Genomic DNA, 25,601 nt, shown 5'->3' with positions numbered 1-25,601 from the left:
ACACCCGCTCCGTAGCGTCCGAGGAAACGAGTCCGACGACGCCGAGGGGGCACCCGTGACCGACACGAACCAGACGACCGACGCCCGGCGCGAGGACGGCGTCGACACCGTCCCGCCGCTCGCCCGGCTGCTGCCGCTCGGGCTGCAGCACGTCCTCGCGATGTACGCGGGGGCGATCGCCGTGCCGCTCATCGTCGGCGGTGCACTCGGCTTCGACCGGGCCGACCTGGCGTTCCTGATCAGCGCCGACCTGTTCGTGGCCGGCCTCGCGACGATCGTGCAGTCCGTCGGCTTCTGGCGCTTCGGGGTCCGGCTGCCCCTCGTGCAGGGCGTCACCTTCGCCGCTGTCGGCCCGATGATCGCGATCGGGACCGAGCACGGGATCACGGCGGTCTACGGCGCGACCATCGCGTGCGGCGTGTTCATGGTCGTCGTCGCCCCGTGGTTCTCGCAGCTCGTCCGGTTGTTCCCGCCGATCGTCACCGGCACCGTCATCCTGATCATCGGCCTGTCCCTGATGAGCGTCGCCGCCGGCTGGGTCACCGAGGGCGGGAAGGACGGCGCCGCCCGTCCGCTCGACGTCGCCTTCGCCGCCGGGGTACTCCTCGCGATCGTCCTCGTCGAGCGCTTCGCGCCGCGGGGACTGGCGCGCGTCTCGGTGCTCGCCGGGCTGCTCCTCGGCACGGTCGTGGCGCTGTTCGTCCCGGGCATGGTGGACGGGTCCGGGATCGGCGACGCCGCCTGGTTCGCGGTCGTCACGCCGTTCCACTTCGGCCTGCCGACGTTCGACCTCGCGTCGATCGTGTCGATGCTCGTCGTCGGGCTCGTGATCATGACCGAGACCACGGGCGACATGGTGGGCGTCGGCGAGGTCGTCGACCGACCGGTGTCGAAGCGCACCCTCGCGGACGGGCTGCGGGCGGACGGGCTCGGCACGGTCGTCGGCGGGGTGTTCAACACGTTCCCGTACACGGCGTTCGCGCAGAACGTCGGCCTGGTCGCGCTGACCGGCGTGCGCTCCCGGTACGTCGCCACCGCCGCGGGCGGGATCCTCGTCGTGCTCGGCCTGGTGCCGAAGGTCGCGGCGGTCGTCGAGGCGATCCCGCACGCGGTCCTCGGCGGTGCCGGGGTGGCGCTGTTCGGCATGGTCGCGGCTTCGGGCATCAGGACGCTGTCGAAGGTGCGGTTCGACAACCGGAACGTGCTCGTCGTGGCGCTCCCGCTCGGGATCGCGCTGCTGCCGACCGTCGCGCCGTCGATCTACGCGGCGTTCCCGACGTGGTTCACGCTCGTGTTCGACTCGGGCATCTCGGCCGGTGCGGTCGCGGCGATCCTCCTCAACCTGCTGCTCGGGTCGCGGAGCGTCCGGGAGCGGTACGGCGACGACCCGGCGGTGGGGTCGTACGACGCGGTGCGGTCGACGGCGCCGATCGCGGTGCCGCCGCGGGGGTAGGCGGGGCGGGCGCCGCGCCCGCGGCGGTGCGCCCGCGCTGCTGAGTCTCGGGCCGCTCTGGCCGGGCCGCGTCCGCCGGTCAGCTGCCGCGGTAGGTGCTGTACGCGAAGGGGCTGAGCAGGAGCGGCACGTGCAGGTGTCCCGTCCCGGTGACGCTGAACGCCACGACGACGTACGGGTGGAACGTGGGCGTCCCCGACGCGCGGTGGTACGCCCCGGTGTCGAAGCGGAGTTCCAGGTCGCCGCGGGGCAGCACGTCCGGTCCCAGCCCGGTCCGCCCGTCGGCGTCGGTCTCCCCCGTCGCCAGCACCTCGCCCGCGGCGGTCCGCAGGGTCACGCCGACCCCCGCCGCGGGACGTCCGGACCCGGCGTCCAGGACGTGCGTGGTCAGGTGGGGCACGCCGAAGGTCGCCCGGATCCGGTGCTGCGCGATGTCAGCCAAGGCCGCAGTGGCCTCGCCGACCTCCGCCTCGGCGGTGTTGCCGAGCCGGCGCTCGAGCTCGGCCAGCAGCTCCTCCGGGGTCCGACCGGCGGCACGGACCAGGAACACCCGTCCGAACCGCTCCTCGTAGTCGGCGTTCCCCCGCGCGATCGCCGCCGTGACGTCGTCCGCCGCGGTCGCCATCGCCCCCTGCTCGCGCGCCGAGGACGCCTCGGTGGTGCGCTCGCCGATGCGGGGGTGGTGTGCGAGAGCCGCGTCGAGCTCGTCCGCGCCCCACTGCTCGGCGGCCGTCGCCGCGGCCGAGGCCAGGGCGGCGACGGAGCGGTACGGCCGCCCGGCGACCAGGGCGTCGGCCCACGCAGGAACGGCAGCCCAGTGCAGGGCGACGTCCCGGGCGTCGGCGGCCGGGGCGGTGTCGAAGTCACGAAGGTCCATCCGGTCACCCTAGGGACCGCCCGTTACCGCCGCGTTTCGGCGCCGCCCCCACCTTCCTTCCGCAAAACGCAAGGTCGGCGGTTCCTCGCAGCGACATACCGCTGCGAGAAGCCGCTCCCGTTGCGTTTTGCGGAAGCCAGCGCGACCCAGCAGGCCGGGGCCCGGGCCCGAGCTCACAGCTCGGCGGCGAAGGACGCGACGCGGAGCTGGAGGTCCTCGATGCGCCGGAGCCGGGCGCCCTCGACGTCGAAGCCCTCGTACGCCGGGGGCAGCGGTCGCCGGACGTTCCGCGAGCACTGGAAGTCCTGGCACACCAGGGTCCCGACGGTGTTCCCGTTCCGACCGGCCTTCCCGGATCGCTTGGCGGCGTAGAACACGACGTCGTTCGGCAGCTTGACGTCCTGGCACCACGAGCACTGCGCCCGGGAGCGCGGCGACGCCTCGGCCTGCCGGAACAGGATCCCGACGAGGTCGCCCTCGAGCGTGGGCACGACGGCGTACGCGCGCCGGGAGGTCTTCGGGTCGCGCCAGCCGAGGAAGTTGAGCGACTCCCACTCCAGCGTCTCGAAGTCGGTGGGCAGGGTGACGTCCCCGACCTCCTTGCGGGAGGCGTTGACGAAGGAGGAACGCAGGGTCTTCTCGCTGATGGGCAGCACGGTGTGGTCGCTTTCGGAAGTGCCCGGGCGCAGGGGAAGCGCCGCACGGGCGGAGGGATGGTCAGGGATCGACGACGGCGGCCGTGCCGAGGGGCACAGCCGGGGGCGTCACGCCCTGATGCCGGCGCTCAGCGCGCCGACCACCTCCTGCTGACTCACGGTTCCACCCTACGACGCGGTGTCAAGCCGAGCGCACGAGCACGACGGACCCGTCGTACGTCGGCCGGCGCCGCAGGTGTCCGTGCCGTCGGTCCCACTCGCCCGTCTCGAGCGCGGTGCGCAGCGCGGCCACCGAGCGACGGGCGGTGAGGTCGTCGACCGCGTCCCACGCCGGGTCCGCCGCCCGGGTGGCGGAGTCCAGCAGCCGCTCCGGTCGGGCGTAGAACGTCTCCGGGAATACTGCGACGCACGTGAACGGGACCGGCAGCCGCGTGCTCTCGACCGTTCCGCCGAGCGCTGCGGCCAGGCGGTCGAGTCCCGGGTACCCCTCGGCCCACGCGGCGCTCACGGCGGGGGCGTACTCGATCAGCCAGTGGTCCTGCACGCGCTCGGGGTCGACCGTCAGCACGACGACCGGGCCCGTGACGGCACGGCGGATCTCTGCGAGTCGTGCCTGCACCGCGGGCCACACACCCGGGGACAGCGCGACCACCGCCGCGTCCGCCGACGGCAGCGGACCGTCGAGGCCCACGCTGACGACCTCGCGGTCGGCCGGGGCGTACGGCGTCCCGTCGAGCGCGAGCACCGTGCGTGCGGGGCCGACGGCGGCGCGCACGGCCCGGGCGAACACGGGCTCGGGACGGCGGTCCCGGTCGGAGGCTGCGCCGATCACGACGCCACCCTACGTGGGGCGCTGCTACCGTCGCTGCATGATCTCCGGGGGATTCGCCGTCGTCAGCATCGTCTACCTGCTCGTGGTCGTGGCACTCGCCGTGCTGACCATCGCGCTCATCGTGCTCGTGTTCGCCGCGATCAAGGTGCTCCGCCTGTCCGCGATCGAGCGCGACCTGCATATCGAGCGGCTGCGGTACGAGGCGAGCGAGCGGACGTTCGACGGTCCCGGCCACGGCACGGAGACGGACGACCCCGCCGGCAGCACCGACTGACGAGCACCGACTAGCGGTCGTCCTCGGCGTCACCGGCACGCACCGCGGCGTACTGCTCCGCCCGCTCCGTCGCGGCCCAGGTCCCGAGCAGCGCCAGCGACCGCTCGGACTCGCTCCCGGGCTCGGCCGAGTACGAGAACATCGTCAGACCGGGGTCCGCGACGAGCTCGAGCGCCTCGAAGTCGAGTTCGAGCTCCCCGACGATCGGGTGCGCGATCCGCTTCTTCCCGCGTCGGTGCAGGCGTACGTCGTGCGCCGCCCACCACGTGCGGAACTCCTCGCTCCGCGTGGACAGCTCGCCGACCAGGGTCACCAGGCCGGGCTCGCACGGGTTCGCGACGGCAGCCGCACGGAGCACTGCCACGGCGTCGCGTGCCGTCGCCGCCCAGTCCGGGAAGAACTCGCGAGCCGCCGGGTCGAGGAACGTGAAGCGCGCGGTGTTCACCGGACGCCCGGGTCCGGCGAACATCGGGGCGTACAGCGCCCGGCCCAGCTCGTTCGTGGCGACGACGTCCCCGCGCTCGTTCCGCACCCACGCGGGCGCACCGGTGATCGCGTCGAGCAGCCGCTGCACACCCGGACGCACCCGGGTCGGGACGTTCCGGTGCATGACCTTCACGCCGGCGTTCGCCAGTCGCGCGAGGTCGAACAGATGCACGCGCTCGTCCTCGTCGAGCTGCAGCGCTCCGGCGAGGCCCTCGAGCACGCTGTCCGAGACGCCCTTCAACGAGCCGCGTTCGAGCCGCGTGTAGTAGTCGACGCTCACCCCCGCGAGCATGGCGACCTCGTGCCGCCGCAGTCCCGGCACGCGTCGGACCCCACCGCCGAACGACGGCATGCCGACCAGGTCCGGAGTGAGTCGCGCTCGCCGTGAGGACAGGAAGTCACGGATCTCGTTGCGCACGTCGATGCCCATGCATCGAGCCTACGTCGCGGGACCGGCCCCGAGACAGGTACCGCCAGTGCCGGTGACGCCCGTCGGGACGGCTCGCGACCGTCGCGGGGTGACCGACAGGCGGACTGGAGGCACGGTGCGGGCTGGCACCGCGCCTCCCGTCCGTGGCGGGTGACCGGCTGACGGACTGGAGGCACGGTGCGGGCTGTCACCGCGCCTCCCGTCCGGTGGGTCAGACCTGGGCGACCGGGGCGGGCGGCTCTGCCGGCGCGGGCACGCGGGGGGTGATCCGCACCCGCGCGACACGGTGACCGTGCATGGCGGTGACCTCGAGCCGGTGGTCCCCGGCCTCGACAACGTCACCGACGCGGGGCACCCGGTCGAGGCGGACCTGCACGAGCCCGCCGACGGTCTCGTAGTCGCCGTCGGGCAGCTCCGGGCCACCGTCGGCGGCGAGGTCCTCGAGCACCGTCGCGCCGTCGATGCCGTCGGTCTCGGCCGCGGGCTCGTCGTACTCGTCGCGGATGCGACCGACGAGGTCCTCGAGCAACGCCTCGAGCGTGACCATGCCGGAGCTGCCGCCGTACTCGTCCACGACGAGGGCGATCTGGTGTCCGTCGGTCCGCATGTCGGCGATCGCGCCGGAGAGCGACTTCGTCTCCGGCAGGGCGAGCACCGGCCGCACGAGGGTGGCGACCGACGCGGTCGGGTCGGCGGGGCGCAGGAGGTCGCGGAGGTGCACGAAGCCGGCGACGTCGTCGCGGGAGCCCGCGGTCACGAGGTACCGGGTGTGGCCGACCTCGATGGCGTGGTCCGTGGCGTCGGCGATCGTCATCGCGGCGTCGATCGTCGAGACGTCGTACCAGGGGCGCATCGACTCGCGGAGGATCCGGTCGCCGGCGTCGAGGGCGCTCCGGGCGATCCGGCGTCCCTGTGCGTCGATGGCGTCGTGGTCCTCGACCAGGCCGCGGAGCTCCTCGGTGCTCATCGACTCGCTGCGGGCGTCCGGGTCGCCGCCGAGCAGCCGGACGACGGCGTTCGTGGTCTTCGACAGCACCCAGATGACCGGGCGCATGGCGGTCGCGAAGCGGTCGAGCGTCGGTGCGACGGCCATCGAGAAGCCCTCGGCGCGCTGCAGGGCGAGCCGCTTCGGGACGAGCTCGCCGAACACGAGCGACAGGTACGCGATGACGAGGGTCATCAGCACGAGGGCGATCGCCTCGGCGGCGCCCCGGTCGAGCCCGATCCCCATCAGCAGCGGGGCCACGTCCGGGGCGATCGACGACGCACCGTAGGCGGCCGAGAAGAACCCCGCCACCGTGACGCCGATCTGCACGGCGGACAGGAACCGGTTCGGGTCCCGGCCGAGCGCGGCGACCCGGGCCCCGCGGGAGCCACGGCGTTCGAGTTGCTGCAGCTGGGACTCACGGAGCGAGACGAGGGCGATCTCGGCGGCGGCGAACACGCCGCCGACGAGCACGAAGAGGATGACGAGCCCGAAGGCGATCCAGGTGTCGGTGCCCATCAGCGGGACACCTCGGTGGGTCGACGACGGGCGGGCGGTCTGTGGTGATCGTCCATGGCTGTGATCCTGCACAGGATCACTGGGACGTCACCGCACCGGTGCTGCACGAGTGCTGTGCATGCGGGGTGCGGCCCGACCTCAGGTCGTCAGGGAGCGGCCGATCCGGGCTTCGAGCCACGCTTCGGGGTCGATCGGGGTGACGCCGTCCATCAGGACCTCGAGGTGCAGATGCGCCCCGGTCGAGACCCCGGAGGACCCGACCTTGCCGATGAACTCCCCCGCCTCGACCGTGTCGCCGGCCTTGAGCGGCGACGAGCCCGGGATCATGTGCCCGTACAGCGTCGCGACCTTCCGGCCGTCGATGACGTGGTCGATGATGACCGCCGTGCCGTACGAGAAGTACGTGCCGGAGACCCGGACCTTGCCCGCGGCGACGGCACCGATCGGCGCCCCCATGCCCGGGTTGAAGTCGAGCCCCTGGTGCAGGGACGAGCAGGCGCCGCACGGTGCGGAGCGGTACCCGAAGCCCGAGCTCATCCGCACCGGACCGGGGAACGGCGACCGGACCTCGCCGCCGTAGGACACCGACGTGCCGGGTGAACCGGCCGTGCCGCCGCCGACGGTGAACCCGTCGCGGTCGAGACCGTTCGCAGCGACGGCCTGGGTCACCGCGTAGTCCTGCGTGCGGATGATCGGCGCGATGGTCGACGTCGCGGTCGACGACCCGACGCTCGCGTGCGCCGGCATCGCCGACGCGGCGAACATCGCGAGGGCCGCTGCCGCGCTGGTGAGCGTGATGCGGCTGGCGCGGTGGCTGCGGGTCGGCCGGGAGGCACGGGGGACGGCCTGCACCGGCGCAGAGCTCCGGCGGCGGACGACCTTGGTGATCCGGGCGTCCACGTGCTCGGTGGCGACGCGGGCGGCGGCGGTGCGCTCACCCGCGCGCTTCGTGGTCGGTGCGGGGGTCGCAGCCGTCGGGGCGGGGGCCGCAGCGGTCGAGGCGGGTGTCGCAGCTGCGGGAGCGGCGGTCGTGACCGCCCGAGCGGAGGCAACGGGGGCGCCGGGAGCGTCGGTGTGCGTGATGCGGGGGCGGGCGGAGCGGGGGCGGCGTGCGGGCTTCCGGGCCGCGGCGCGCTCGGCCTCGAGGGCAGCGCGACGGGACAGGTGCACGACCGGGGTCCCCGGCTGCTGCTGGTCGTGGTCGTGTGTCGTCGTCATGGCCGCCCACCATTCTGCACGAGTCTGTCGCTTTGTACAGGCCTCGTCGTGATCTTCCCGTTACCGAACGGCTGGGAGGCTCCTGATCCGATCCGTGCGCTGCGTGCCGGCTGGGTGCGGGATCGGTAGTGTCCGAGTCCAGCGACCGGAAGGACCTGCGCCATGGCCCGAACGCCGCGGGAGCGACACGAACCGATCGACCTCGCGACCGCCGAGGTCGTGCTCGCGGGTTCCCAGGAGCTGCTCCCGGTGCTCCGCGCCGCGGCCGTGCGGGCCGGGGTGGACGCCACCCGGATGCGCGTCGTCGGCGTGGATGACCTGCCCGATCCGCACTGCTCCGCCGAGGCCGAGCTCGCCGTCATCGCGATCCGCCGTCCCGGCGAGGACCCCGCGTTCCACCGTGCGCACGAGGCCGCCGAGCTCATCGCGCCGCTGCTCGCGCCGAACGCGGTCCGCGTCGTGATCACCGTCTCCGGGGTGACCCGGCTGGCGCCGAAGGTCGAGCGGACCCTGACGTCCGAGGTGCTGCACCAGATCGGCGCTGCATCGGCGTCGTCGGGCTTCAAGCGCCCCTTCCGGAACCTGCGGGACCGCCTGGGCGTCGCGGGCCTGCGTGCCTCGGGTGTCCGGGTCTTCCGGATCACCGCCTGATCAGCCACTCGCTCGGTCATGCGTCCAGGCTGGCGCGCCGCTCCGGCTCAGGTGGCGTCGTCCGCCGAGCTGTGGACGGCTGATGCCTGCGCCCCCGGGTGTGGAGGAGCGTGGTGCGCCACGAGGGCCACGCTCCCCACGGCCAGGACGAGCGCGAGCGCGCCGGCCGTCACGGTCGTCCCGAGTCGACGGAGTCGCGAGGCGGATCCGCGGGTGCGTGGGGCGAAGCGGGCTGCCCCGCGACGCGGCTCCGGCCCGACGAGCCACGGCCCGCACCCGTCGGGATCGTAGGAGAACGGCCCCGCGCCGTCCGGTGCGTACCGGTGCGGACCGCTGCCGTCCACGGCGTAGGCCGACCGCAGGTCGTCAGCGGTCCACCCGAAGTCGGCCGGTGTTCGTCGTTCCCTGCCCATGTCGCGCTCCTGTCGGTCCTGCGGGAGACCATGGAACGCGACATTCCCAAGAGCGTCCGATGTTCCTCCCGGACATCCGCTGGACGTCTGCCGGAGGCGAGCCGGACGCCTGTCGCATACGCGCCGGACCAGGTATCTTGATGTCGAGACATCCCGCACCCCGAGTAGCGTGGACGTACCGACGGTTGAACAAGGGAGTACCCGCCAGCATGGCCAAGATCATCTACACCCTCACCGACGAGGCACCGTTCCTCGCGACCCACTCGTTCCTCCCGGTCGTCGAGGCCTTCGCCCGTACGGCCGGCGTCGACGTCGAGACGCGGGACATCTCGCTGTCCGGCCGGATCATCGCCCAGTTCCCCGAGCGCCTCAGTGACGAGCAGCGCCTGGACGACGCCCTGGCCGAGCTCGGCGAGCTCGCGAAGACGCCCGAGGCGAACATCATCAAGCTGCCGAACATCTCGGCGTCGATCCCGCAGCTCAAGGCCGCGATCAAGGAACTGCAGGCGCAGGGCTACGACCTGCCCGCCTACCCCGACGAGCCCACCACGGACGAGGAGCGCGACGTCCGCGCCCGCTACGACCGCGTCAAGGGCAGCGCCGTCAACCCGGTGCTCCGCGAGGGCAACTCGGACCGCCGCGCGCCGCTGTCGGTGAAGAACTACGCCAGGAAGCACCCGCACCGCATGGGTGCGTGGAGCGCCGACTCGAAGACGAACGTCGTGACGATGGGCGTGGACGACTTCCGCTCGAACGAGCAGTCGTGGATCGCCCCCGCCGGCGACACCCTGACCATCGAGTTCGTCGGCCAGGACGGCGAGACCACGGTCCTGAAGCAGTCGATCCCCGTCCTCGCCGGCGAGGTCGTCGACGGCACGGTGCTGCACGTCCGGGCGCTCGAGGCGTTCCTCCGTGACCAGATCGCCGCCGCGCAGGAGCAGGGCGTCCTGTTCTCCGTGCACCTCAAGGCCACGATGATGAAGGTCTCCGACCCGATCATCTTCGGCCACGTCATCCGCGCGTTCTTCCCGTCCGTGTTCGAGCGCTTCGGCGCCGACCTCGCCGCCGCCGGGCTCAACCCGAACGACGGTCTCGGCTCGATCCTCGCCGGGCTGGACAGCGTGCCGAACGGCGCCGAGATCAAGCAGGCGTTCGCGGACGGCATCGACGCCGGCCCCGAGCTCGCGATGGTCGACTCGGACAAGGGCATCACGAACCTGCACGTCCCGAGCGACGTCATCGTCGACGCCTCGATGCCCGCGATGATCCGCACCTCCGGCCACATGTGGGGCCCGGACGGCGAGGAGCACGACACCCTCGCGGTCATCCCCGACTCGAGCTACGCCGGCATCTACCAGGCCGTCATCGAGGACTGCCGCGCGAACGGCGCCTTCGACCCGTCGACCATGGGATCGGTGCCGAACGTCGGGCTCATGGCGCAGAAGGCCGAGGAGTACGGCTCGCACGACAAGACCTTCGAGGTCCCGGGTGCCGGTCGCGTCCGCGTGGTCACGAGCGGCGGCGAGACCGTCATCGAGCACGAGGTCGAGCAGGGCGACATCTGGCGCGCGTGCCAGACCAAGGACGTGGCGATCCGCGACTGGGTGAAGCTCGCGGTCACGCGTGCCCGCGCCACGGGTTCGCCCGCCGTGTTCTGGCTCGACGAGACCCGTGCGCACGACGCCAACCTGATCGGGCTCGTCCGCACGTACCTCGGCGACCACGACACCGACGGCCTGCAGATCGAGGTCATGTCGCCCGAGGACGCGATGCGCTTCTCGCTCGAGCGCATCCGTCGCGGCGAGGACACCATCTCGGTCACGGGCAACGTCCTCCGCGACTACCTCACCGACCTGTTCCCGATCATGGAGCTCGGCACCTCGGCGAAGATGCTCTCGGTCGTCCCGCTGCTCGGTGGCGGCGGGTTGTTCGAGACCGGTGCCGGCGGCTCGGCCCCGAAGCACGTGCAGCAGCTCGTCGAGCAGGACTACCTGCGCTGGGACTCCCTCGGTGAGTTCCTCGCGCTCGCGGTGTCGTTCGAGCACCTCGCGGGTGTGACGGGCAACGCGCGGGCGAAGGTCCTCGCGGACACGCTCGACCGCGCCACGGGCACGTTCCTCGACGAGAACAAGTCCCCGGGCCGCAAGATCGGCACGATCGACAACCGCGGCAGCCACTTCTACCTGGCGAAGTACTGGGCTGACGAGCTCGCCCGCCAGACCGAGGACGCCGAACTCGCAGCGGCGTTCCAGGGCCTCGCGGCGACGCTCGACGAGCACGAGCAGACCATCGTCGACGAACTCGTGGCCGTCCAGGGCAAGCCCGCCGACATCGGCGGGTACTACCGGCCGGACGACGCCAAGACGAGCGCCGTGATGCGCCCGTCGGCGACGCTCAACGAGGCGCTGGCCGCGCTGTAGACGCGCGCCGGTAAGGACGGGAGGCACGGTGCCAGCTGGCACCGTGCCTCCCGTCCGTCTGTGCGTGCGCCCGCGCTGCTCAGCTGGCCCGCTGGCCCGCTGGCCCGCTGAGCGGGCCATTTCTGTCACGCTCGGGGCCGAGCGTGACAGAAATGGCTCGCGCCGCGGACATGAGCGGCATGTCGTGCCCACTTGTGCGCCCGCCCACTCGTGCGCCCGCCCGCTCCCGCCCGCTCGTGCGCCCGCCCGCTCGTGCGCCTGCCCGCCCGTGCCCGCTCGGGCGTGCGTGCCTGCGCGCGCCGCGCCCGCGCCCCCGCGCCTCAGCCCCGCGACGGCACCGGCGGCCCGACCACCAGCAGCGCCGAGAACACGAGCGCCACCGCGACGACCCCGATGCCCGCCGCCACCGCGGGCCGGCGCACCACGAAGAACAGCAGGCGGTCCCACACGCCCGAGCGACCGTCCGGCGAGCGGCGCCATACCCCCTCGAGCATCCCGCGCCGGGCGACCGCGACCTCGAACGGCACCGTGGCGTAGGGCACGACCGCGCTCGCCCACCCGAGCACGAGCGCCCCCGCCGACCAGCGCTGGTTCACCGCGACGACCGTCGTCACGACCAGGTACGCCAGGAACACGAAGCCGTGCACGCTCCCGCCGATCCGCACTCCCCAGTCGCCGGCGTCCAGCCCGTACTTCAGGACCATCCCGGCGATGAGCAGCGTCCAGGTCACGAGTTCGGCCACCGCGGCGGCACGGAACAGGGATCGGGGAGTCATGCCGACATGCTGGTGCACGAACCGGGGAGACCGCCGACACGGGCACGGTAGCGTCGGGGACATGTCAGCGCCGACCGAGAACCGTCCCCTGAACATCGTCGTCTGGAACGAGAACGTGCACGAGAGCCGCGGTGACGAGACCGTGCTCGGGCACTACCCGGACGGCATGCACACCGTGATCGCCGCCGCCCTGCGCGAGCAGCACCCGACCGCCGAGGTCGCGACCGCGACGCTGCAGGAACCCGAGCACGGCCTGACCGCGGAGCGCCTGGCGTCCACCGACGTCCTGTTCTGGTGGGGCCACGTCGCCCACGACCAGGTCGCGGACGAGGTCGTCGACCGCGTGGTCGAGGCGGTGCACGCGGGCATGGGGCTCGTGGTGCTGCACTCCGGGCACTACTCGAAGCCGTTCACCCGCCTGATGGGCACGACGTGCTCCTTGAAGTGGCGGAACGACGGGGAGCGCGAGCTCGTCTGGACGATCGCGCCGGAGCACCCGATCGCCGCCGGCGTCCCGCACCCGATCGTCATCGACCGCCAGGAGATGTACGGCGAGTACTTCGACATCCCGCGCCCCGACGAGGAGGTCTTCCTGTCGACCTTCGCCGGCGGAGAGGTGTTCCGGTCCGGCGTCGCCTACCGTCGTGGCCTCGGCCGGGTCTTCTACTTCTCGCCCGGCGACCAGGAGTACCCCGTCTACCACCACCCGGACGTCCAGCGGGTGCTCGGGAACGCCGCTGCCTGGGCCACCCCGACCTCGGCGCGCCGGACGCTCAGCGCGGACCCCCACCCGCGGGACTGGTTCCTCGCCGGTGGAGCGGGTACAACGGAGGGGTGACCGACCAGCTCGACGGTGCGGACAGGCGCACCGCCGTCATCGAGGCGCTCGACGTCCTCGGCGCGGGTCCGGAGGAGCGGTTCGACCGCATCACCCGGATGACGCACGAGGCGTTCGGCGTGCCCCTGACGTTCCTCAACCTCGTCCACCACGACGTCGTCACGACGCAGTCGACCTTCGGGTGGCACCAGGGGACGAGCGTCCCGGCGAGCGAGCAGTTCTGCGCGACGACGGTGCTCACGCCCGAGCCGATGGTGATCCCCGACACGGCGCTCGACCCGCGCTTCGCCCACACCGCCGCGGTCGCCGAGCACGGCATCCGCTTCTACGCGGGCGCGCCGCTCAGCACGCTCGACGGCACCCGGGTCGGCACCCTGTGCGTGATGGACGCGCAGCCGCGTGAGTTCTCCGCCGCGGACGTCGCCCTGCTCCGTGACCTCGCGCGCTGGGCGGAGCGCGAGCTCGTCCACTCGATCGAACGCGCGCGGGTCCAGCGGGTGCTCACGGGGCTGCTGCCGGAGCCGCTCGTGCTGCCCGGCGGGACCGTGGACGGACTGGTCGTCCCGCACGAACGCGGCGGGGACCTCGTCGACTGGCGGGTCGCGTCCGACGGTGCGCTGCACGCGACGGTCGGCTCGGTGGCCGCCGCCGGTCGCGCCGCGGCGCTCCTCGCAGCCTCGGCACGCGCCGCGGTCGTCGCCCGCACGGACGTCGCGGTGGACGCGGCGATCACCGGCCTGGAGGCACAGCTCACCCCCGACCTGTCGGCCGCGGGGGCCGTCGGGTCACTGCTGCACGTGCGGCTCGACCCGACGGACGGCCGCGTCACGTGGGCGGACGCGGGCCACGGGCTCGCCCTGCTCGCCCGTGCGGACGGGTCGGTGACGCCGATCCGCTCGACGGACCGACCCTTCGGCCTGCAGCACACCGGGCACCGGCGCACCACGGGGTCGGCCGACCTCGGGCACGGGGACCGCGTCGTGCTGCTGACTGCCGGGGCGCTCGCGCTCGCCGGGGTGGCGGACGTCGACGGCTTCGCCGACGTGGTGGCCGCGCACCCGGACGACCTGCTCGGACACCTGCGCGGCCTGCTGCCGGCGGACGGTGCCGGGCGGGACCTCGCGGTCGTGCAGGTCGGGCGGACCTGACGCGCGCCGGGTCCGTCAGCGGACGGTGCTGCGCCGGGCGCGGTCCGGGCCGCCCGTGAGCGTGACGACCAGGAGCGTGCCGAGCAGCGCGAACCCGGCGAGCTCGACGCCGAGTCCCGCGGTCTTCCAGTACGCGCTGCCGACGACCTGCGGCTGCGTGATCGCGTCCGGCCACCACTGGTCGAGCGTCGGCACGGTGCCCGGGAACGGGTCGAGCCCCAGGACCACGAGCCCACCGAGCAGCAGCACGACCCCGAGGCCCGCCATCGCGGCCCGGGACCGGTGCAGCATCCGGACGATGAGCGCGGCGGCCATCCCGGCGAAGCCGACGACGGCGATCAGGAACGCGATCACGACGACGGGCTGGGGGGCCAGCGCGACCCAGTCGAGCACGGCGATCGGCAGCAGCAGCCACCGACCCGCTCGTGCCCAGGTCCGTGGGCTCCGCCATCGCTCCATGCCGGTCACCGTACGACAGTGCGCCGGGGGGTCCCCTGAGGACCCCGGAGCACACGCCCCGCGTCGCTACGATCGACTGCATGGCGCAGGACGGCAGGGTTCGGCAGCAGCGTGCGGTGGCGACCCGGGCGGCCCTCATCCGGGCGGCCGCCGGCGAGTTCGACGAGCGCGGGTACCGCGGGGCGTCGATGGACGGGGTGGCCGAGCGCGCCGGGCTGACCAAGGGCGCGCTGTACTTCCACTTCCGCTCGAAGGCCGACATCGCCGGCGCCGTGATCGCCGAGCAGCACGAGGTCTCGCGTCGGTACGCCGAGCAGGCGGCGCTCCGCGGCACCACACCGCTCGAGTCGCTCATGTGGATGTCGCAGAGCGTCGCGACGCAGATGGTCCGCGAGGTCGTCGTGTCCGCCGGCATCCGACTGTCGACCGACGAGCACGCGGTCGACGTCCCCCGGCGCGACCCCTACACGGACTGGATGCACCACACCGCGACCGTCGTCCGCCGGGCGATCGACGCTGGCGAGGTCGACCCGTCGTGGGACCCGGAGCTCGTCGGGCGCGTGATCAGCCCCGCGTACACCGGGGTGCAGATGGTGTCGGACCTGCTGCACGACCGCGCGGACCTGTACGAGCGGCTCCGCGAACTCTGGTCGGTCCTGCTCTCCGGGATCGTCACGGAGCAGACCCGCCCGGCGATCCCCCGCCTCGTCGCGATCATCGCGCCGGACCCCGCCCCGGCCGACTGAGCGACGCGGGTCCCCCCAGGGACACCCACGTCGTCTGGGTGTGAGGATACCAAGGAGTACGTTTCCGCTCGATCCCCCGTTCACGGGGAATCGAGGATCGTTCCACTACCGTGACCGGATGCCCACTCCGCCCGCCGAACACGACGTCGACGTCGCACTCGTGGCGGCCCTGCTCCGGGACCAGCACCCCGACCTCGCGGACCTGCCGCTGCGGGTCGCCGCGAACGGCTGGGACAACGTGCTCGTGCGTGCCGGGGACGACCTGGCGGTGCGACTCCCCCGCCGCGCCGCCGCAGCCGTCCTCGTCGAGCACGAGCAGCGCTGGCTGCCGGACCTCGCGGCGCTCGTCGCGGACGTCGTCCCGGTCCCGGCGCCCGTGCGCACCGGCCGCCCCGCGCTCGGCTACCCGTGGTCGTGGAGCGTCGTCCCCTGGTTCGCGGGCACCCCGGCCGGACCGGTCGCGCAGGGCGAGCGGGTCGCCCGGGCGCTCGCCGCGTTCGTCCAGCTGCTGCACGTCCCCGCACCGGCGGACGCGCCCGTGAACCCGGTCCGTGCGGTGCCCCTCGCGACCCGCGACGCGGCGGTCCGCGCGCGCCTGGACGGACCCGGCGTGCCGCGGGCCTTGGCCTTGGGCGAGGCCTGGCGGACCGCGGTGGCCGCACCCGCGCACCACGGGCCTCCCGTCTGGGTGCACGGCGACCTGCACCCCTGCAACCTGCTCGTGACCGACGACGCCGACGGCGCACGCCGCCTGGCGGCGGTCGTCGACTTCGGCGACGTGACCGCGGGCGACCCCGCCGTGGACCTCGCGACCCGCTGGCTGACGCTCGACCGGGAGGCACGGCGCACCTTCACGACGGCCGTCGCGGCCGACGACGCCACCTGGACGCGCGCCCGGGGGTGGGCGGTCGCCATCGCCTCGGCGCTCGCCACGAGCGACGAACACGCCTTGCGGACGGTCGCGGCACGGGCCATCGACGCGGTGCTGGACGACTGAGGTCGCACGGGCTTATCGTTCCCTCACCTGTCCGTGCACTGGAGATCGGAGGGGCCTGATGACCCTCGAGTTCCGCGTCCCGCACGACGTCGACACCGACGCCTCCCCCGCCCCGTCCGCCCCCGCCGCAGATCGTCCGCGGCACGGACTCCGTGCACTCCTCGACCGCTGGGCGGTCCGCCGAGCCGCGGCGCGCGACCGACGGATCGTCGAGCACCTCCGGGAGCTCGACGACCTGCAGCGCCTGCTCACCACCGCGCGCGAGGTCGTCGAGCGCGGCTGGACCCAGCACGCGTGGTTCGCGTACCTCGACGAGCACGGACGGGTCCGCAAGGCCTCGAGTGCCGCGGCGATGGACGTCCAGGGCCGGCCGCTCGTCGCCGCGTGCCTGGTCGGCGCGGTCGTCTCCGCCGCCGGTGGTCCGCAGGCGGTGCACTCGCAGCCGGTGCAGCGGGCGCTCGACCTGGTCTGGCACGCACTGGCCCGTGACGAGGGACAGCCGGTCGCCTGGTGTCCCGCACCGGACCTGCGGATGGCCCGGGTCCGCGACCTGACGAGCTGGAACGACGCCCCGACGCGCACGGCCGCCGAGGTCGCGTCGCTGCTCCTGACCGCGGAACGCGTCGCGGTGCACGAGTCGGAGCGCGTGCAGGCCCGACGGGTGGCAGCATCGGCGACATGACGAGTGCCGATCCGGTCCCCGAGGTCACCCCCGCCCAGCCGACGGCGTCGATCGCCGCGACCGGCCTGTCGTCGCTGTCCGCCGAGGGCACCACGCCCACGACGGACGCGGCGATGGTCAAGGAGACGCTGCACCGGTACCTGCAGAAGCACCGCGCCGCGCTGCTCGCGAAGCTCGACGGGCTCGCCGAGCGGCAGGCCCGGTGGCCGCTGACCCCGACCGGGACGAACGTGCTCGGCCTGGTCAAGCACGTCGCGGGCGTGCAGGCCGGGTACCTCGGGCTCGTGTTCGACCGGCCGCTGCCGGACGCCCCGGCCTGGCTCGACTCGTGGGACGGCGCCGACATGTACGCGTCGCTCGACGAGTCGATGGCCGACGTCGTCGCGTTCCACCACCGGAGCGCCGCGCACGCCGACGCGACGATCGCGGCGCTCGACCTCGACGCCCGCGGGGTCGTCCCGTGGTGGCCGGAGGACCGCCGCGAGGTCACGCTCCACCGGATCCTCGTGCACATGGCGTACGAGACCGCCCGGCACGCGGGGCACGCCGACATCGTCCGCGAGATGCTCGACGGTCTTGCAGGCGACGGGGACGGCAACCTCGCCGCGAAGACGCCCGACGAGTGGGCGACGTGGCGGGCGCACCTGGTCGACATCGCCCAGCGGTCCGGGTTGCCGCGGTCCGACCGATAGCCGAGGGTCGTTCGGTATCGTTACCACTCTCCCAGGTTGACACCGAGGGGTACGTCCTGACCAGGGGTTCTCGTCTGGGCGAACGCCCAGGAACGTCCTGTTCCGAACCTTTGCCGTTGTACAAGTACGGGGTGTCCTGCGTACGGTCGGACGGGTTCGTGCCCCGTCGAGTGGGGCGTTCGGCCGACAGGGAGGGGTGCCCACCCGTGTTCCAGTACGTCTCGGAGCGATGGGACCAGATCTGGTTCTCGTCGTGGCAGCACTTCTCGCTGGTGGTCCAGTGCACGGTGCTCGCGACGCTCATCGCCGTGGTGCTCGCCACGCTCGTGTACCGCAGTCCACGGCTCAGCTCGGCCGCCAACGCGATCTCGGCGATCGGCCTCACGCTGCCGTCCTTCGCCGTCATCGGCCTGCTCATCGTGCCGCTCGGGTTCGGCGTCGTGCCCTCCGTCGTCACGGTCGTCTTCTTCGCCACGCTGCCGATCCTGCGGAACGCCGTCGTCGGGCTCGCCGAGATCCCGCCGACCGTGGTGGAGTCCGCCCGCGGCATCGGGATGAGCCGGATCCGCACGCTCGTGCAGGTCGAGCTCCCGATGGCGTGGCCGATCATCCTCAGCGGCGTGCGGGTCTCCGCGCAGATGGTGATGGGCATCGCCGCGATCGCCGCCTACGCACTCGGCCCCGGACTCGGCGGCTTCATCTTCTCGGGCCTCTCCCGCCTCGGCGGGGCGAACGCCCTGAACTCGGTCGTCGTCGGGGTCATCGGGGTCGTCCTGCTCGCCCTCGTCCTCGACCTGCTCCTCATCGGCCTCGGCCGCCTGACCACCTCGAGAGGTATCCGTGTCCAGCACTGACCACGCCACCACCGACCACGCATCCGGCACCGCGCCCGAGGGGGACGTGACCGGCCGGAGCATCCTGCTCGACGAGGTCACCAAGCGCTACCCGGGCCAGCAGAAGCCCGCCGTCGACGGCATCACGCTCGAGATCCCGGCCGGCAAGGTCGTCATGCTCGTCGGCCCGTCCGGCTGCGGCAAGACCACGACCCTCAAGATGATCAACCGGCTCATCGAGCCGACCGAGGGCCGCATCGTCGTCGGCGACGAGGACGTCACGAGCATCGACGGCGACGAGCTCCGCCGCCGCATGGGCTACGTCATCCAGGCCGGGGGACTCTTCCCGCACATGACGGTCGCCGCGAACATCGCGATCGTGCCGAAGATGCTCGGCTGGTCGAAGGAGAAGATCGCGGCGCGCGTCGACGAGCTGCTCGACCTCGTCTCGCTCGACCCGGACACCTACCGCGACCGCTTCCCCCGCGAGCTCTCCGGCGGGCAGCAGCAGCGCGTGGGCGTCGCCCGAGCGCTCGCCGCGGACCCGCCCGTCCTGCTCATGGACGAGCCCTTCGGTGCCGTCGACCCGATCACCCGGCAGCGCCTGCAGGATGAGCTCCTGCGCATCCAGGAGGAGCTGCACAAGACGATCGTCATCGTCACGCACGACTTCGACGAGGCCGTGAAGCTCGGTGACTGGATCGTGATCTTCACCGAGGGCGCGCACATCGTGCAGTACGACACCCCGGAGCGGATCCTCGCGGAACCGGCCAACGAGTTCGTCGAGAACTTCATCGGCTCGGGCGCCGGGCTCAAGCAGCTGACGCTGAACCGCGTCCGCGACGTCGAGCTCGCCCCCGCGGTGACCTGCTCGGCCGGCGAGGAGACGAAGGCCGTGCTGCAGCGGATGGACGAGGCCGGCGGGCACCAGCACGCCGTCGTCGTCGACCGGCGCCAGCGTCCGGTGGGGTGGCCGACCCGCCGTCAGCTCGAGCGCCTGACCCGGGTGCCCGAGGGGATCGAGCCCGACCTGCCCGTCGTGGGCGAGGCCGCGACGCTCAACGACGCACTCGACACCATGCTCGTGTCGAGTGCCGGTGCGGCGCTCGTCACCGGTCGCGGCGAGTCCTTCCGCGGCGTCATCACCGTCGAGACCGTGATGGACGCCATCACCCGGTCCCGTGCGGCCGCCGCGTCCGACCAGGCGTACGCCCCGGTCGGCACGAACACGAACCCGATCGAGACCCTGCCGTCCTCGCCGGCAGCGCCGACGATCGCCGCCTCCGGGGAGGAGCTGTGACCGCGGTCGCCGCCGGCCCGACCGCCGGAGCCGGCACCGCCGAGCGCACCCCGTGGAAGGGCCTGCTCGTCCAGCCGATCGCGATCCTGGTCGTCCTCGCCGGGTTCGTCGTCTGGCTCGCCACGGCGGACCTGACGGCGACCGAGCGTTCGACGCTCAACCCGAGCGGCATCCTCGACCTGACCGGGCAGCACCTGGTGCTGACCCTGCAGGCGACGGTGCTCGTGCTCGTGATCGGCATCCCGCTCGGCGTGCTGCTCACCCGCGGGCCGTTCCGCCGGGCGAGCACGGCCGTGATCGCCGTCGCGAACTTCGGCCAGGCGGCCCCCGCGGTCGGGCTCATCGTGCTGCTCGCGGCGTGGCTGGGACTGAACAGCTGGTCCGCGGTCGTCGCCCTCGTGCTCTACGCGATCCTGCCGGTGCTCAGGAACACGATGCTCGGCGTGCAGAGCGTCGACGAGCGGCTCGTCGAGGCCGGGCGGGGCATGGGCATGAGCGCCTTCGCCGTCCTGCTCAAGGTCGAGCTGCCGCTGGCCGTACCGGTGATGCTCTCCGGCATCCGCACGGCGCTCGTGCTGCTCGTCGGCACCGCGAGCCTGGCGACCTTCGTCGGCGCCGGTGGTCTCGGCCTCCTCATCACGACGGGCGTGAACCTGTTCCTGCCGAAGGTGCTCGTCTCCGGGGCGCTCCTCGTGGCGCTCCTCGCCCTCACCATCGACTGGATCGGCCGTGTCGTCGAGACGGTCGCGCGACCGAAGGGACTCCGATGACCCCCGACAGCCCGACCCACGGCCCGACCGGAGCCGACGCTGCGGGCGCACCCCGTGCCTCCCGTCCGTCGGTCCGTCGCCGCGTCCTGACCGCCGCCGCCGTGGCGGGGGCGAGCGCCCTCGCCCTGACCGGCTGCGGCCTGCAGCCCGCCGCGTCCTTCGTCCCCGGAGCGGCACCCGGCTCGATCCAGCGGATCGACGACCTGCCCGACGACGCACACCTGACGGTGACGTCGAAGAACTTCACCGAGCAGCTCGTGCTCGGCAAGATCGCGGTGCTCGCCGCGAAGGCCGCCGGGTTCGACGTCACGGACGAGACGAACGTGCCGGGATCGGTCGCGGTGCGCGAGCTGATGACCTCGCACGGTGCGGACTTCACGTACGAGTACACGGGCACCGCCTGGCTGACCTTCATGGGCCACGAGCAGGGGATCCCGGACAAGACCGAGCAGTGGCAGGCGGTGAAGCAGGAGGACGCCGGCAACGGGCTGACCTGGCTCGAGCCGGCGCCGATGAACAACACGTACGCGTTCGCGGTCCGGGACGAGGCCGTGTCCGAGCTCGGCGACGTGCAGACCCTGTCGGACATCACGAAGCTGCCGCTCGACCAGCGCACGTTCTGCGTGGAGTCGGAGTTCAACTCGCGTGCGGACGGCTTCAAGCCGATGCTCGAGAAGTACGGGCTCGAACTCGGCGGCTCGGGGGAGAACGGCGTGCCGACCTCGAACGTCAGCATCCTCGACACCGGGACCGTCTACACGGCGACCGACCGGGGCAAGTGCAACTTCGGCGAGGTGTTCACGACGGACGGGCGCATCAAGTCGCTCGGGCTGACGGTGCTCGAGGACGACCGCGGGTTCTTCCCGGCGTACAACGTGGCCCCGGTGATCGACTCGGCGACGCTGCGCGAGTACCCGCAGCTCCGCGACGTGTACGACCAGATCTCGCCGAAGCTGACGGACGCCGTGCTGCAGGAGCTGAACCGGCAGGTCGACGTCGAGGGGCGGGAGCCCGCGGACGTTGCGTTCGACTGGATGGTGCGGGAGGGCTTCATCACGAAGCCGTAGCGGGCTGCGCGGGCGCCGGGTGGGCGGGTGCGCGGGTTCGCGTGGGTGAGCGGGTGCGCGGGTTCGCGGGTGCGCGGGTTCGCCTGGGTGAGCAGAAGACGTCGGGTCCTCGAAGGAGACCCGACGTCTTCTGCTCACCCACGGGATGCGTCGGGTGCCGACGGACGGACTGGAGGCACGGGGCTGGTCAGGCCAGGCGGGTCGCGGTGTCGCGGATGGTCGCCACCAGGCGAGCGCGCACGTCGGCGGGGTCGGACCCGTCGCCCTTCGCGGCACTGCGGAGCCCGGTCATGCACATGCCGAGGAGCATCTCGGCGGCCTCGGGCGTCGCCGCGTCCGGACCCCAGGCCGGGTCCCGCGCGAGGATCGTGCGGACGGCCCCGGTCATCGCCTCGGCCACCAGCGTCATCCGGGCGACCTGCCGGCGCATGAGCTGGGGGAAGCGGACGACGACCTCCTTGCGGTCGACGCGCTCGGACTCGTCGCCGAACGAGTCGCCGAACACCAGGAACGCCAGGTCCACGACCGCCTCGACCACCGGACGCCCGGCCACGGCCTGCAGGTGCGCGTCGAGGGTCTCCGGGGACAGGTCGAGCTCGGTGTGCCCGAGGACCGCGTCCTCCTTGCTCTCGAAGTAGTTGAAGAAGGTGCGCGGCGAGACGTCCGCGCGCGCGGCGATCTGCTCGATCGTGGTGCGGTCGAGGTCGTGCTCGAGGGCGAGGGACCGGGCCGCCCCGGCGATGCGGCGGCGGGTCTCGAGGCGCTTGCGGTCGCGCAGGCCCATCGTGGGCACGGGCGCGGTGTCGGACATGGCTCGACTGTAACCGTCGGCGGGCTGCAGAAGTACAGTGTGTGCAAACTTGCAGGGACGCAGGGTGTTCTCCGGAGCGCGGCAAGTCCGTCGCGATCCGGACCGGACGGCGGGGCGACGCGTGCATAGTGTCGGACGCGTGGCGGCATCCGGACGGGACCTCGGGGACGGGTACAGGCTCACGCTCCGCGACCTGACCACGGTCGACGCCGTGCACGAGCTGGTACAGGCGAACCTCGACCGGCTCCGGACCGCCGAGCCGTGGGCGTGGGCGCCGACGAGCCGCGACGACATGCTGCGGTACACCGAGCAGCTGCTCGGGCAGTACGCCATGGACCGGGCGGTGCCGTGCGTCGTCCGGTCGGCGGAGCGCGTCGTCGGGGTGGCGTCCCTGGCGGTCGACCCGTACCTCGGGCAGGCGTCGCTCGGCTACTGGATCGATGCCGACTTCGAGGGCCGGGGGATCGTGCGGCGTGCTGCGTCCGTGCTCGTGGGGGTCGCCCGCGAACGCCGGGCGGCGCGGGTGGAGATCCGGACCGGCGTCGACAACGTCCGGAGCCGAGCGCTCGCGGAACGCCTCGGCTTCGTGCACGAGGGGACCCTGCGGAGTGCGTTGCCGCTCGGTCCTCGGCGGATCGACGTCGCGGTGTACGGCCTGGTGTTCTGACGCTGCGTGGCTACGTGGCTGCGCGGGCTCGTGCGGACGGGCCTGCGCGCGTGCCGGGTCAGCGGCCCTGGGTCGCTCCGGTCCACAGTGCGAAGGCTCCGCCGACCACCAGGAGCACGACGAGCAGGACCCAGACCGCGAGCGCGACGAGGTTGAGCAGGATGCCCCAGCCGGCGCGGCCGCGGGCCAGTGGCTCCCGGCTCCGCGACGCGATGCCCAGGCACAGTCCGACGACCGGGGCGAGGAACGTCCAGCCGGCCAGGAGCGAGCAGATGCCGAGGACGAGGCTCGCGGTCCCGAGACCGGTGCGGGGGGAGTGCGGCGTGGTGTCCATGTCCTCGACGGTACGGATCCGCCGACGGTCGTGCGTCCCTCCGCGGTGTGATCCCCGGGTCCCCCTGCGGACGGACGGCCGAGCGCCGGTATCGTCGGAGCATGGCCCTGTTCGGACGACGCAACAAGCACGACGTGCGCGACCGCCCCGTGAGCCAGGTGGAGTTGAAGCGTGCCGTGGACGGGGGGTTCCTCATCGCGAAGGCCGCGATCGTGGTCGCCGTGGCGAACCGGATCATCACGAACTCCCTGCGTGACCAGGGGTACTTCGACCACGCCGTGATCGCCGAGGCCACGCGCGAGGAACTGCACCGCATGGCCGAGGAGGAGCGCGGGGACGCCGCCCGGATGCGGGAGATCCGCGCGACCTCGAGCAAGCAGAAGGGCCGGTCGCGGCACCAGCACGACTACAAGCGCGGCGACGACCTGAAGCTCCGCACCCGTGAGGCCACGTACGAGCAGCTCGCGACGATGCTCGACCGTCGCCGGGACGACCAGGGCTTCGTCGACGGGATCGTCCTGCAGGCGCGGGCACGGGCGTGGGACGACATCGGCACGACCGTCGTCGGGCGGCTCGGGTGGGCGCAGCGTCCGACCGAGGGCTACGAGGTCGGTCGGGACGAGCGCGTGCAGCAGATGCTCGACGAGGACTTCGCGGCGCTGCTCGCCGAGCACCCGCTGGGGGAGTCGCCCGCGACGACCCCGGCGGACGCCGACGAACCGGACGACCTCGACGCCCCCGACGAGGGCACCGACCCGGCCGACGCGGACGCCGCTCGCCCCTGACCGCACCCGAGGCCACCGGTCCCTAGGCTCGACCCATGGTGGATGCGGTGGTCGTCGGAGCCGGACCGAACGGACTCGCGGCGGCGGTGACGCTCGCACGCGCGGGCCTGTCGGTCGAGGTCGTCGAGCGGAACGACACGATCGGCGGCGGCGCCCGGACGGCCGAGCTCACGCTGCCGGGCTTCCACCACGACGTCTGCTCCGCCGTGCACCCGATGGCGCTGCATTCCGAGTTCTTCCGGCTGTTCCGCATGGAGGACCGCATCGAGCTCCGGCTGCCCGAGGTGCAGTACGGGCACCCGCTCGACCGGGGTGACGCCGGCATCGCCTACCAGGACATCGACCGGACGGCGGCGGCCCTCGGGCTCGACGGGCCGGCGTTCCGGAACCTCATGGCACCCCTCGCACGCAGCGCCGACCAGGTCGCGGACTTCGCCACGGACGCCCTGCTCCACGTCCCGCGGCACCCCCTCACCGTGCTGCGCTTCGGACTCCGGGCCCTCGAGCAGGGCTCCGCGGCCTGGAACGTGCGCTTCCGCGAGCAGGTCGCCCCCGCGATGGTGTCCGGCGTCGCCGCGCACTCGATCCAGCACATGCCGTCGCTGTCCACCGCGGCCGCGGCCCTGTCGCTCGGCTCGTACGCGCACGCCCGGGGCTGGCCGGTGCCGATCGGCGGCAGCCAGGCGATCGTCGACGCGCTCGCCGCGGACCTGCTCGCCCACGGCGGGCGGATCGAGACCGGACGGGAGATCCGGTCCCTCGGCGACCTCACCCCGGCCAAGGCGGTGCTCTTCGACACGAGCGTGCCGGGCATGCTGCGGATCGCCGGGAAGCAGATCCCCACGCCGAAGCGCGGGGCACTGCGGCGTTTCCGGTTCGGGAACGCGGCGGCCAAGGTCGACTTCGCCCTGTCGGACCCGGTGCCGTGGACGAACGCGGAGCTCCGGAAGGCCGGGACGGTCCACATCGGTGGGACCCGGTCGGAGATCGCGGCCGCCGAGCACGCCGTGGCGCACGGCCGGCACGCGGACCGACCGTACGTCCTCGGGAGCGAGCCGACGGTGGTCGACCCCGGTCGGGCGCCTCGCGGCAAGCACGTCTTCTGGGCGTACGCGCACGTGCCGGCGGGCTCGGACGTCGACCCGACCGAGGCGGTGGTGCGGCAGGTCGAGCGGTTCGCGCCGGGGTTCCGCGACACGATCCTGCAGTCGGCCAGCCGGACCGCCGTGCAGATGGCCGAGTACAACCCGAACTACGTCGGCGGGGACATCGCCGCCGGCGCCGCGAGCTTCTGGCAGCTCGTGAAGCGCCCCGTCCTGTCGAGCGACCCGTGGCGGATGGGCGGCGGCATGTACCTGTGCTCGGAGGCGGCCGCCCCCGGGCCCGGCGTGCACGGCATGGCGGGGTGGCACGCAGCCCGGAGCGTGCTGCGGCACACGTTCGGGCTGTCCGAGCACGTCGACCTCGCACCGGAGGAGTGAC

The 25,601-nt window shown here is 73.0% G+C and carries 28 protein-coding genes and 1 pseudogene; 17 read left to right on the top strand and 12 right to left on the bottom strand.

From position 1 onward, the window contains the following. Positions 1-55 precede the first annotated feature (55 nt). Positions 56-1,453 (top strand): nucleobase:cation symporter-2 family protein, encoded by a 1,398-nt coding sequence (locus FB462_RS00575; protein ID WP_229666845.1) that lies wholly within the window; start codon positions 56-58, stop codon positions 1,451-1,453. Between the two features lie 79 nt (positions 1,454-1,532). Here the strand turns inward: FB462_RS00575 and uraH are convergent, their stop codons facing one another. The 4 genes and pseudogenes from uraH to FB462_RS00555 all read right to left on the bottom strand — a co-directional run bounded on the left by uraH (position 1,533) and on the right by FB462_RS00555 (position 3,818). Then, the gene (gene uraH, locus FB462_RS00570; protein WP_058741990.1) at positions 1,533-1,853 is read right to left on the bottom strand and encodes a hydroxyisourate hydrolase; all 321 of its coding nucleotides are present in this window, start codon (positions 1,851-1,853) and stop codon (positions 1,533-1,535) included. A gap of 18 nt (positions 1,854-1,871) precedes the next feature. Continuing rightward, a pseudogene (gene uraD, locus FB462_RS00565) lies at positions 1,872-2,330 on the bottom strand (2-oxo-4-hydroxy-4-carboxy-5-ureidoimidazoline decarboxylase); the annotation flags it as partial. A 173-nt stretch (positions 2,331-2,503) separates the two neighbouring features. Beyond that, the gene (locus tag FB462_RS00560) at positions 2,504-2,986 is read right to left on the bottom strand and encodes an FBP domain-containing protein (RefSeq protein WP_141859471.1); all 483 of its coding nucleotides are present in this window, start codon (positions 2,984-2,986) and stop codon (positions 2,504-2,506) included. 181 nt (positions 2,987-3,167) lie between these two features. Then, on the bottom strand, positions 3,168-3,818 hold the full coding sequence (locus FB462_RS00555; protein WP_114849263.1) for an SAM-dependent methyltransferase: 651 nt from the start codon (positions 3,816-3,818) through the stop codon (positions 3,168-3,170). Positions 3,819-3,855: 37 nt separating this feature from the next. Here FB462_RS00555 and FB462_RS00550 point away from each other — a divergent pair, with 37 nt between their 5' ends. Then, entirely contained in the window at positions 3,856-4,092 is a 237-nt protein-coding gene (locus FB462_RS00550) for a hypothetical protein (protein ID WP_141859469.1), read from the top strand. 10 nt (positions 4,093-4,102) lie between these two features. Here FB462_RS00550 and FB462_RS00545 read toward each other — a convergent pair whose 3' ends face one another. From FB462_RS00545 to FB462_RS00535, 3 genes are all read right to left on the bottom strand, one after another. After that, positions 4,103-5,008, bottom strand: a complete 906-nt coding sequence (locus tag FB462_RS00545; protein ID WP_188868861.1) for a helix-turn-helix transcriptional regulator — start codon at positions 5,006-5,008, stop codon at positions 4,103-4,105. A 211-nt stretch (positions 5,009-5,219) separates the two neighbouring features. After that, positions 5,220-6,512: a hemolysin family protein gene (locus tag FB462_RS00540; protein ID WP_141859467.1), complete on the bottom strand. Its 1,293-nt coding sequence runs from the start codon at positions 6,510-6,512 to the stop codon at positions 5,220-5,222. A 138-nt stretch (positions 6,513-6,650) separates the two neighbouring features. Further along, positions 6,651-7,730 carry a M23 family metallopeptidase gene (locus FB462_RS00535; RefSeq protein ID WP_141859465.1) on the bottom strand — a complete coding sequence of 360 codons (1,080 nt, stop codon included), beginning with the start codon at positions 7,728-7,730 and terminating at the stop codon, positions 6,651-6,653. A gap of 162 nt (positions 7,731-7,892) precedes the next feature. Here FB462_RS00535 and FB462_RS00530 point away from each other — a divergent pair, with 162 nt between their 5' ends. Then, a complete protein-coding gene (locus tag FB462_RS00530; RefSeq protein ID WP_114849267.1) occupies positions 7,893-8,381 on the top strand; it encodes a hypothetical protein in 489 nt (162 codons plus the stop codon). Between the two features lie 47 nt (positions 8,382-8,428). Here the strand turns inward: FB462_RS00530 and FB462_RS00525 are convergent, their stop codons facing one another. Further along, the gene (locus FB462_RS00525) at positions 8,429-8,794 is read right to left on the bottom strand and encodes a hypothetical protein (protein WP_141859463.1); all 366 of its coding nucleotides are present in this window, start codon (positions 8,792-8,794) and stop codon (positions 8,429-8,431) included. 209 nt (positions 8,795-9,003) lie between these two features. Here FB462_RS00525 and FB462_RS00520 point away from each other — a divergent pair, with 209 nt between their 5' ends. Beyond that, the gene (locus FB462_RS00520) at positions 9,004-11,214 is read left to right on the top strand and encodes an NADP-dependent isocitrate dehydrogenase (RefSeq protein ID WP_141859461.1); all 2,211 of its coding nucleotides are present in this window, start codon (positions 9,004-9,006) and stop codon (positions 11,212-11,214) included. Positions 11,215-11,534: 320 nt separating this feature from the next. On the opposite strand, the gene FB462_RS00515 is transcribed toward FB462_RS00520, so the two are convergent. Next, positions 11,535-11,990, bottom strand: a complete 456-nt coding sequence (locus FB462_RS00515) for a DUF3817 domain-containing protein (protein WP_141859459.1) — start codon at positions 11,988-11,990, stop codon at positions 11,535-11,537. Positions 11,991-12,051: 61 nt separating this feature from the next. Here FB462_RS00515 and FB462_RS00510 point away from each other — a divergent pair, with 61 nt between their 5' ends. Next, positions 12,052-12,828, top strand: a complete 777-nt coding sequence (locus FB462_RS00510) for a ThuA domain-containing protein (protein WP_180225932.1) — start codon at positions 12,052-12,054, stop codon at positions 12,826-12,828. Beyond that, the gene (locus FB462_RS00505) at positions 12,825-13,976 is read left to right on the top strand and encodes a GAF domain-containing protein (RefSeq protein WP_114849271.1); all 1,152 of its coding nucleotides are present in this window, start codon (positions 12,825-12,827) and stop codon (positions 13,974-13,976) included. The genes FB462_RS00510 and FB462_RS00505 overlap by 4 nt, the downstream gene beginning before the upstream one ends. A 15-nt stretch (positions 13,977-13,991) precedes the next feature. On the opposite strand, the gene FB462_RS00500 is transcribed toward FB462_RS00505, so the two are convergent. Next, the gene (locus tag FB462_RS00500) at positions 13,992-14,435 is read right to left on the bottom strand and encodes a disulfide bond formation protein B (protein WP_114849272.1); all 444 of its coding nucleotides are present in this window, start codon (positions 14,433-14,435) and stop codon (positions 13,992-13,994) included. Between the two features lie 80 nt (positions 14,436-14,515). Between FB462_RS00500 and FB462_RS00495 the strand changes: the two genes are divergently transcribed. From FB462_RS00495 to FB462_RS00460, 8 genes are all read left to right on the top strand, one after another. After that, the gene (locus FB462_RS00495) at positions 14,516-15,181 is read left to right on the top strand and encodes a ScbR family autoregulator-binding transcription factor (protein ID WP_083519857.1); all 666 of its coding nucleotides are present in this window, start codon (positions 14,516-14,518) and stop codon (positions 15,179-15,181) included. A 118-nt stretch (positions 15,182-15,299) separates the two neighbouring features. Then, a complete protein-coding gene (locus FB462_RS00490; protein WP_114849273.1) occupies positions 15,300-16,178 on the top strand; it encodes an aminoglycoside phosphotransferase family protein in 879 nt (292 codons plus the stop codon). 58 nt (positions 16,179-16,236) lie between these two features. Then, positions 16,237-16,860, top strand: coding sequence for a DUF6197 family protein (locus FB462_RS00485; protein WP_114849274.1), 624 nt, complete (start codon positions 16,237-16,239; stop codon positions 16,858-16,860). Further along, on the top strand, positions 16,857-17,552 hold the full coding sequence (locus FB462_RS00480) for a DinB family protein (protein ID WP_114849275.1): 696 nt from the start codon (positions 16,857-16,859) through the stop codon (positions 17,550-17,552). Before FB462_RS00485 ends, FB462_RS00480 begins: the two co-directional genes overlap by 4 nt. A 206-nt stretch (positions 17,553-17,758) precedes the next feature. Beyond that, positions 17,759-18,406 (top strand): ABC transporter permease, encoded by a 648-nt coding sequence (locus FB462_RS00475; RefSeq protein WP_114849276.1) that lies wholly within the window; start codon positions 17,759-17,761, stop codon positions 18,404-18,406. After that, positions 18,393-19,685, top strand: a complete 1,293-nt coding sequence (locus FB462_RS00470) for an ABC transporter ATP-binding protein (RefSeq protein WP_114849277.1) — start codon at positions 18,393-18,395, stop codon at positions 19,683-19,685. Before FB462_RS00475 ends, FB462_RS00470 begins: the two co-directional genes overlap by 14 nt. Further along, positions 19,682-20,455 (top strand): ABC transporter permease, encoded by a 774-nt coding sequence (locus tag FB462_RS00465; protein WP_114849278.1) that lies wholly within the window; start codon positions 19,682-19,684, stop codon positions 20,453-20,455. The genes FB462_RS00470 and FB462_RS00465 overlap by 4 nt, the downstream gene beginning before the upstream one ends. Beyond that, the gene (locus tag FB462_RS00460) at positions 20,452-21,522 is read left to right on the top strand and encodes a glycine betaine ABC transporter substrate-binding protein (RefSeq protein ID WP_114849279.1); all 1,071 of its coding nucleotides are present in this window, start codon (positions 20,452-20,454) and stop codon (positions 21,520-21,522) included. Before FB462_RS00465 ends, FB462_RS00460 begins: the two co-directional genes overlap by 4 nt. A gap of 187 nt (positions 21,523-21,709) precedes the next feature. On the opposite strand, the gene FB462_RS17470 is transcribed toward FB462_RS00460, so the two are convergent. Next, entirely contained in the window at positions 21,710-22,333 is a 624-nt protein-coding gene (locus tag FB462_RS17470) for a TetR/AcrR family transcriptional regulator (RefSeq protein WP_058741306.1), read from the bottom strand. A gap of 139 nt (positions 22,334-22,472) precedes the next feature. Here FB462_RS17470 and FB462_RS00450 point away from each other — a divergent pair, with 139 nt between their 5' ends. Beyond that, positions 22,473-23,000: a GNAT family N-acetyltransferase gene (locus FB462_RS00450; RefSeq protein ID WP_167509950.1), complete on the top strand. Its 528-nt coding sequence runs from the start codon at positions 22,473-22,475 to the stop codon at positions 22,998-23,000. Positions 23,001-23,058: 58 nt separating this feature from the next. On the opposite strand, the gene FB462_RS00445 is transcribed toward FB462_RS00450, so the two are convergent. Beyond that, positions 23,059-23,334: a hypothetical protein gene (locus FB462_RS00445; RefSeq protein ID WP_141859455.1), complete on the bottom strand. Its 276-nt coding sequence runs from the start codon at positions 23,332-23,334 to the stop codon at positions 23,059-23,061. Positions 23,335-23,435: 101 nt separating this feature from the next. On the opposite strand from FB462_RS00445, the gene FB462_RS00440 reads away from it, so the two are divergent. Both FB462_RS00440 and FB462_RS00435 read left to right on the top strand, forming a co-directional pair. Continuing rightward, entirely contained in the window at positions 23,436-24,119 is a 684-nt protein-coding gene (locus tag FB462_RS00440) for a hypothetical protein (RefSeq protein ID WP_141859453.1), read from the top strand. Positions 24,120-24,154: 35 nt separating this feature from the next. After that, complete coding sequence (locus tag FB462_RS00435; RefSeq protein WP_141859451.1) at positions 24,155-25,600, top strand: phytoene desaturase family protein; 1,446 nt, start codon at positions 24,155-24,157, stop codon at positions 25,598-25,600. The last annotated feature ends 1 nt before the right edge of the window (position 25,601 follow it).

The sequence above is a fragment of the Curtobacterium citreum genome (genome assembly GCF_006715175.1).
Taxonomy (GTDB): domain Bacteria; phylum Actinomycetota; class Actinomycetes; order Actinomycetales; family Microbacteriaceae; genus Curtobacterium; species Curtobacterium citreum.
The sequence above is the reverse complement of the archived record's forward strand: the minus strand, read 5'-3'. Positions and strand labels throughout refer to the sequence as shown.

What these genes read in the sequence shown, in the direction of transcription:
- FB462_RS17470 (WP_058741306.1), bottom strand. Translation starts at nt 22,333, where the DNA reads ATGTCCGACACCGCGCCCGTGCCCACGATGGGCCTGCGCGACCGCAAG.
- FB462_RS00550 (WP_141859469.1), top strand. Translation starts at nt 3,856, where the DNA reads ATGATCTCCGGGGGATTCGCCGTCGTCAGCATCGTCTACCTGCTCGTG.
- FB462_RS00480 (WP_114849275.1), top strand. Translation starts at nt 16,857, where the DNA reads ATGACGAGTGCCGATCCGGTCCCCGAGGTCACCCCCGCCCAGCCGACG.
- FB462_RS00485 (WP_114849274.1), top strand. Translation starts at nt 16,237, where the DNA reads ATGACCCTCGAGTTCCGCGTCCCGCACGACGTCGACACCGACGCCTCC.
- FB462_RS00440 (WP_141859453.1), top strand. Translation starts at nt 23,436, where the DNA reads ATGGCCCTGTTCGGACGACGCAACAAGCACGACGTGCGCGACCGCCCC.
- FB462_RS00495 (WP_083519857.1), top strand. Translation starts at nt 14,516, where the DNA reads ATGGCGCAGGACGGCAGGGTTCGGCAGCAGCGTGCGGTGGCGACCCGG.
- FB462_RS00490 (WP_114849273.1), top strand. Translation starts at nt 15,300, where the DNA reads ATGCCCACTCCGCCCGCCGAACACGACGTCGACGTCGCACTCGTGGCG.
- FB462_RS00540 (WP_141859467.1), bottom strand. Translation starts at nt 6,512, where the DNA reads ATGGGCACCGACACCTGGATCGCCTTCGGGCTCGTCATCCTCTTCGTG.
- FB462_RS00460 (WP_114849279.1), top strand. Translation starts at nt 20,452, where the DNA reads ATGACCCCCGACAGCCCGACCCACGGCCCGACCGGAGCCGACGCTGCG.
- FB462_RS00530 (WP_114849267.1), top strand. Translation starts at nt 7,893, where the DNA reads ATGGCCCGAACGCCGCGGGAGCGACACGAACCGATCGACCTCGCGACC.
- FB462_RS00445 (WP_141859455.1), bottom strand. Translation starts at nt 23,334, where the DNA reads ATGGACACCACGCCGCACTCCCCCCGCACCGGTCTCGGGACCGCGAGC.
- FB462_RS00535 (WP_141859465.1), bottom strand. Translation starts at nt 7,730, where the DNA reads ATGACGACGACACACGACCACGACCAGCAGCAGCCGGGGACCCCGGTC.
- FB462_RS00525 (WP_141859463.1), bottom strand. Translation starts at nt 8,794, where the DNA reads ATGGGCAGGGAACGACGAACACCGGCCGACTTCGGGTGGACCGCTGAC.
- FB462_RS00500 (WP_114849272.1), bottom strand. Translation starts at nt 14,435, where the DNA reads ATGGAGCGATGGCGGAGCCCACGGACCTGGGCACGAGCGGGTCGGTGG.
- FB462_RS00435 (WP_141859451.1), top strand. Translation starts at nt 24,155, where the DNA reads ATGGTGGATGCGGTGGTCGTCGGAGCCGGACCGAACGGACTCGCGGCG.
- FB462_RS00520 (WP_141859461.1), top strand. Translation starts at nt 9,004, where the DNA reads ATGGCCAAGATCATCTACACCCTCACCGACGAGGCACCGTTCCTCGCG.
- FB462_RS00545 (WP_188868861.1), bottom strand. Translation starts at nt 5,008, where the DNA reads ATGGGCATCGACGTGCGCAACGAGATCCGTGACTTCCTGTCCTCACGG.
- FB462_RS00515 (WP_141859459.1), bottom strand. Translation starts at nt 11,990, where the DNA reads ATGACTCCCCGATCCCTGTTCCGTGCCGCCGCGGTGGCCGAACTCGTG.
- FB462_RS00510 (WP_180225932.1), top strand. Translation starts at nt 12,052, where the DNA reads ATGTCAGCGCCGACCGAGAACCGTCCCCTGAACATCGTCGTCTGGAAC.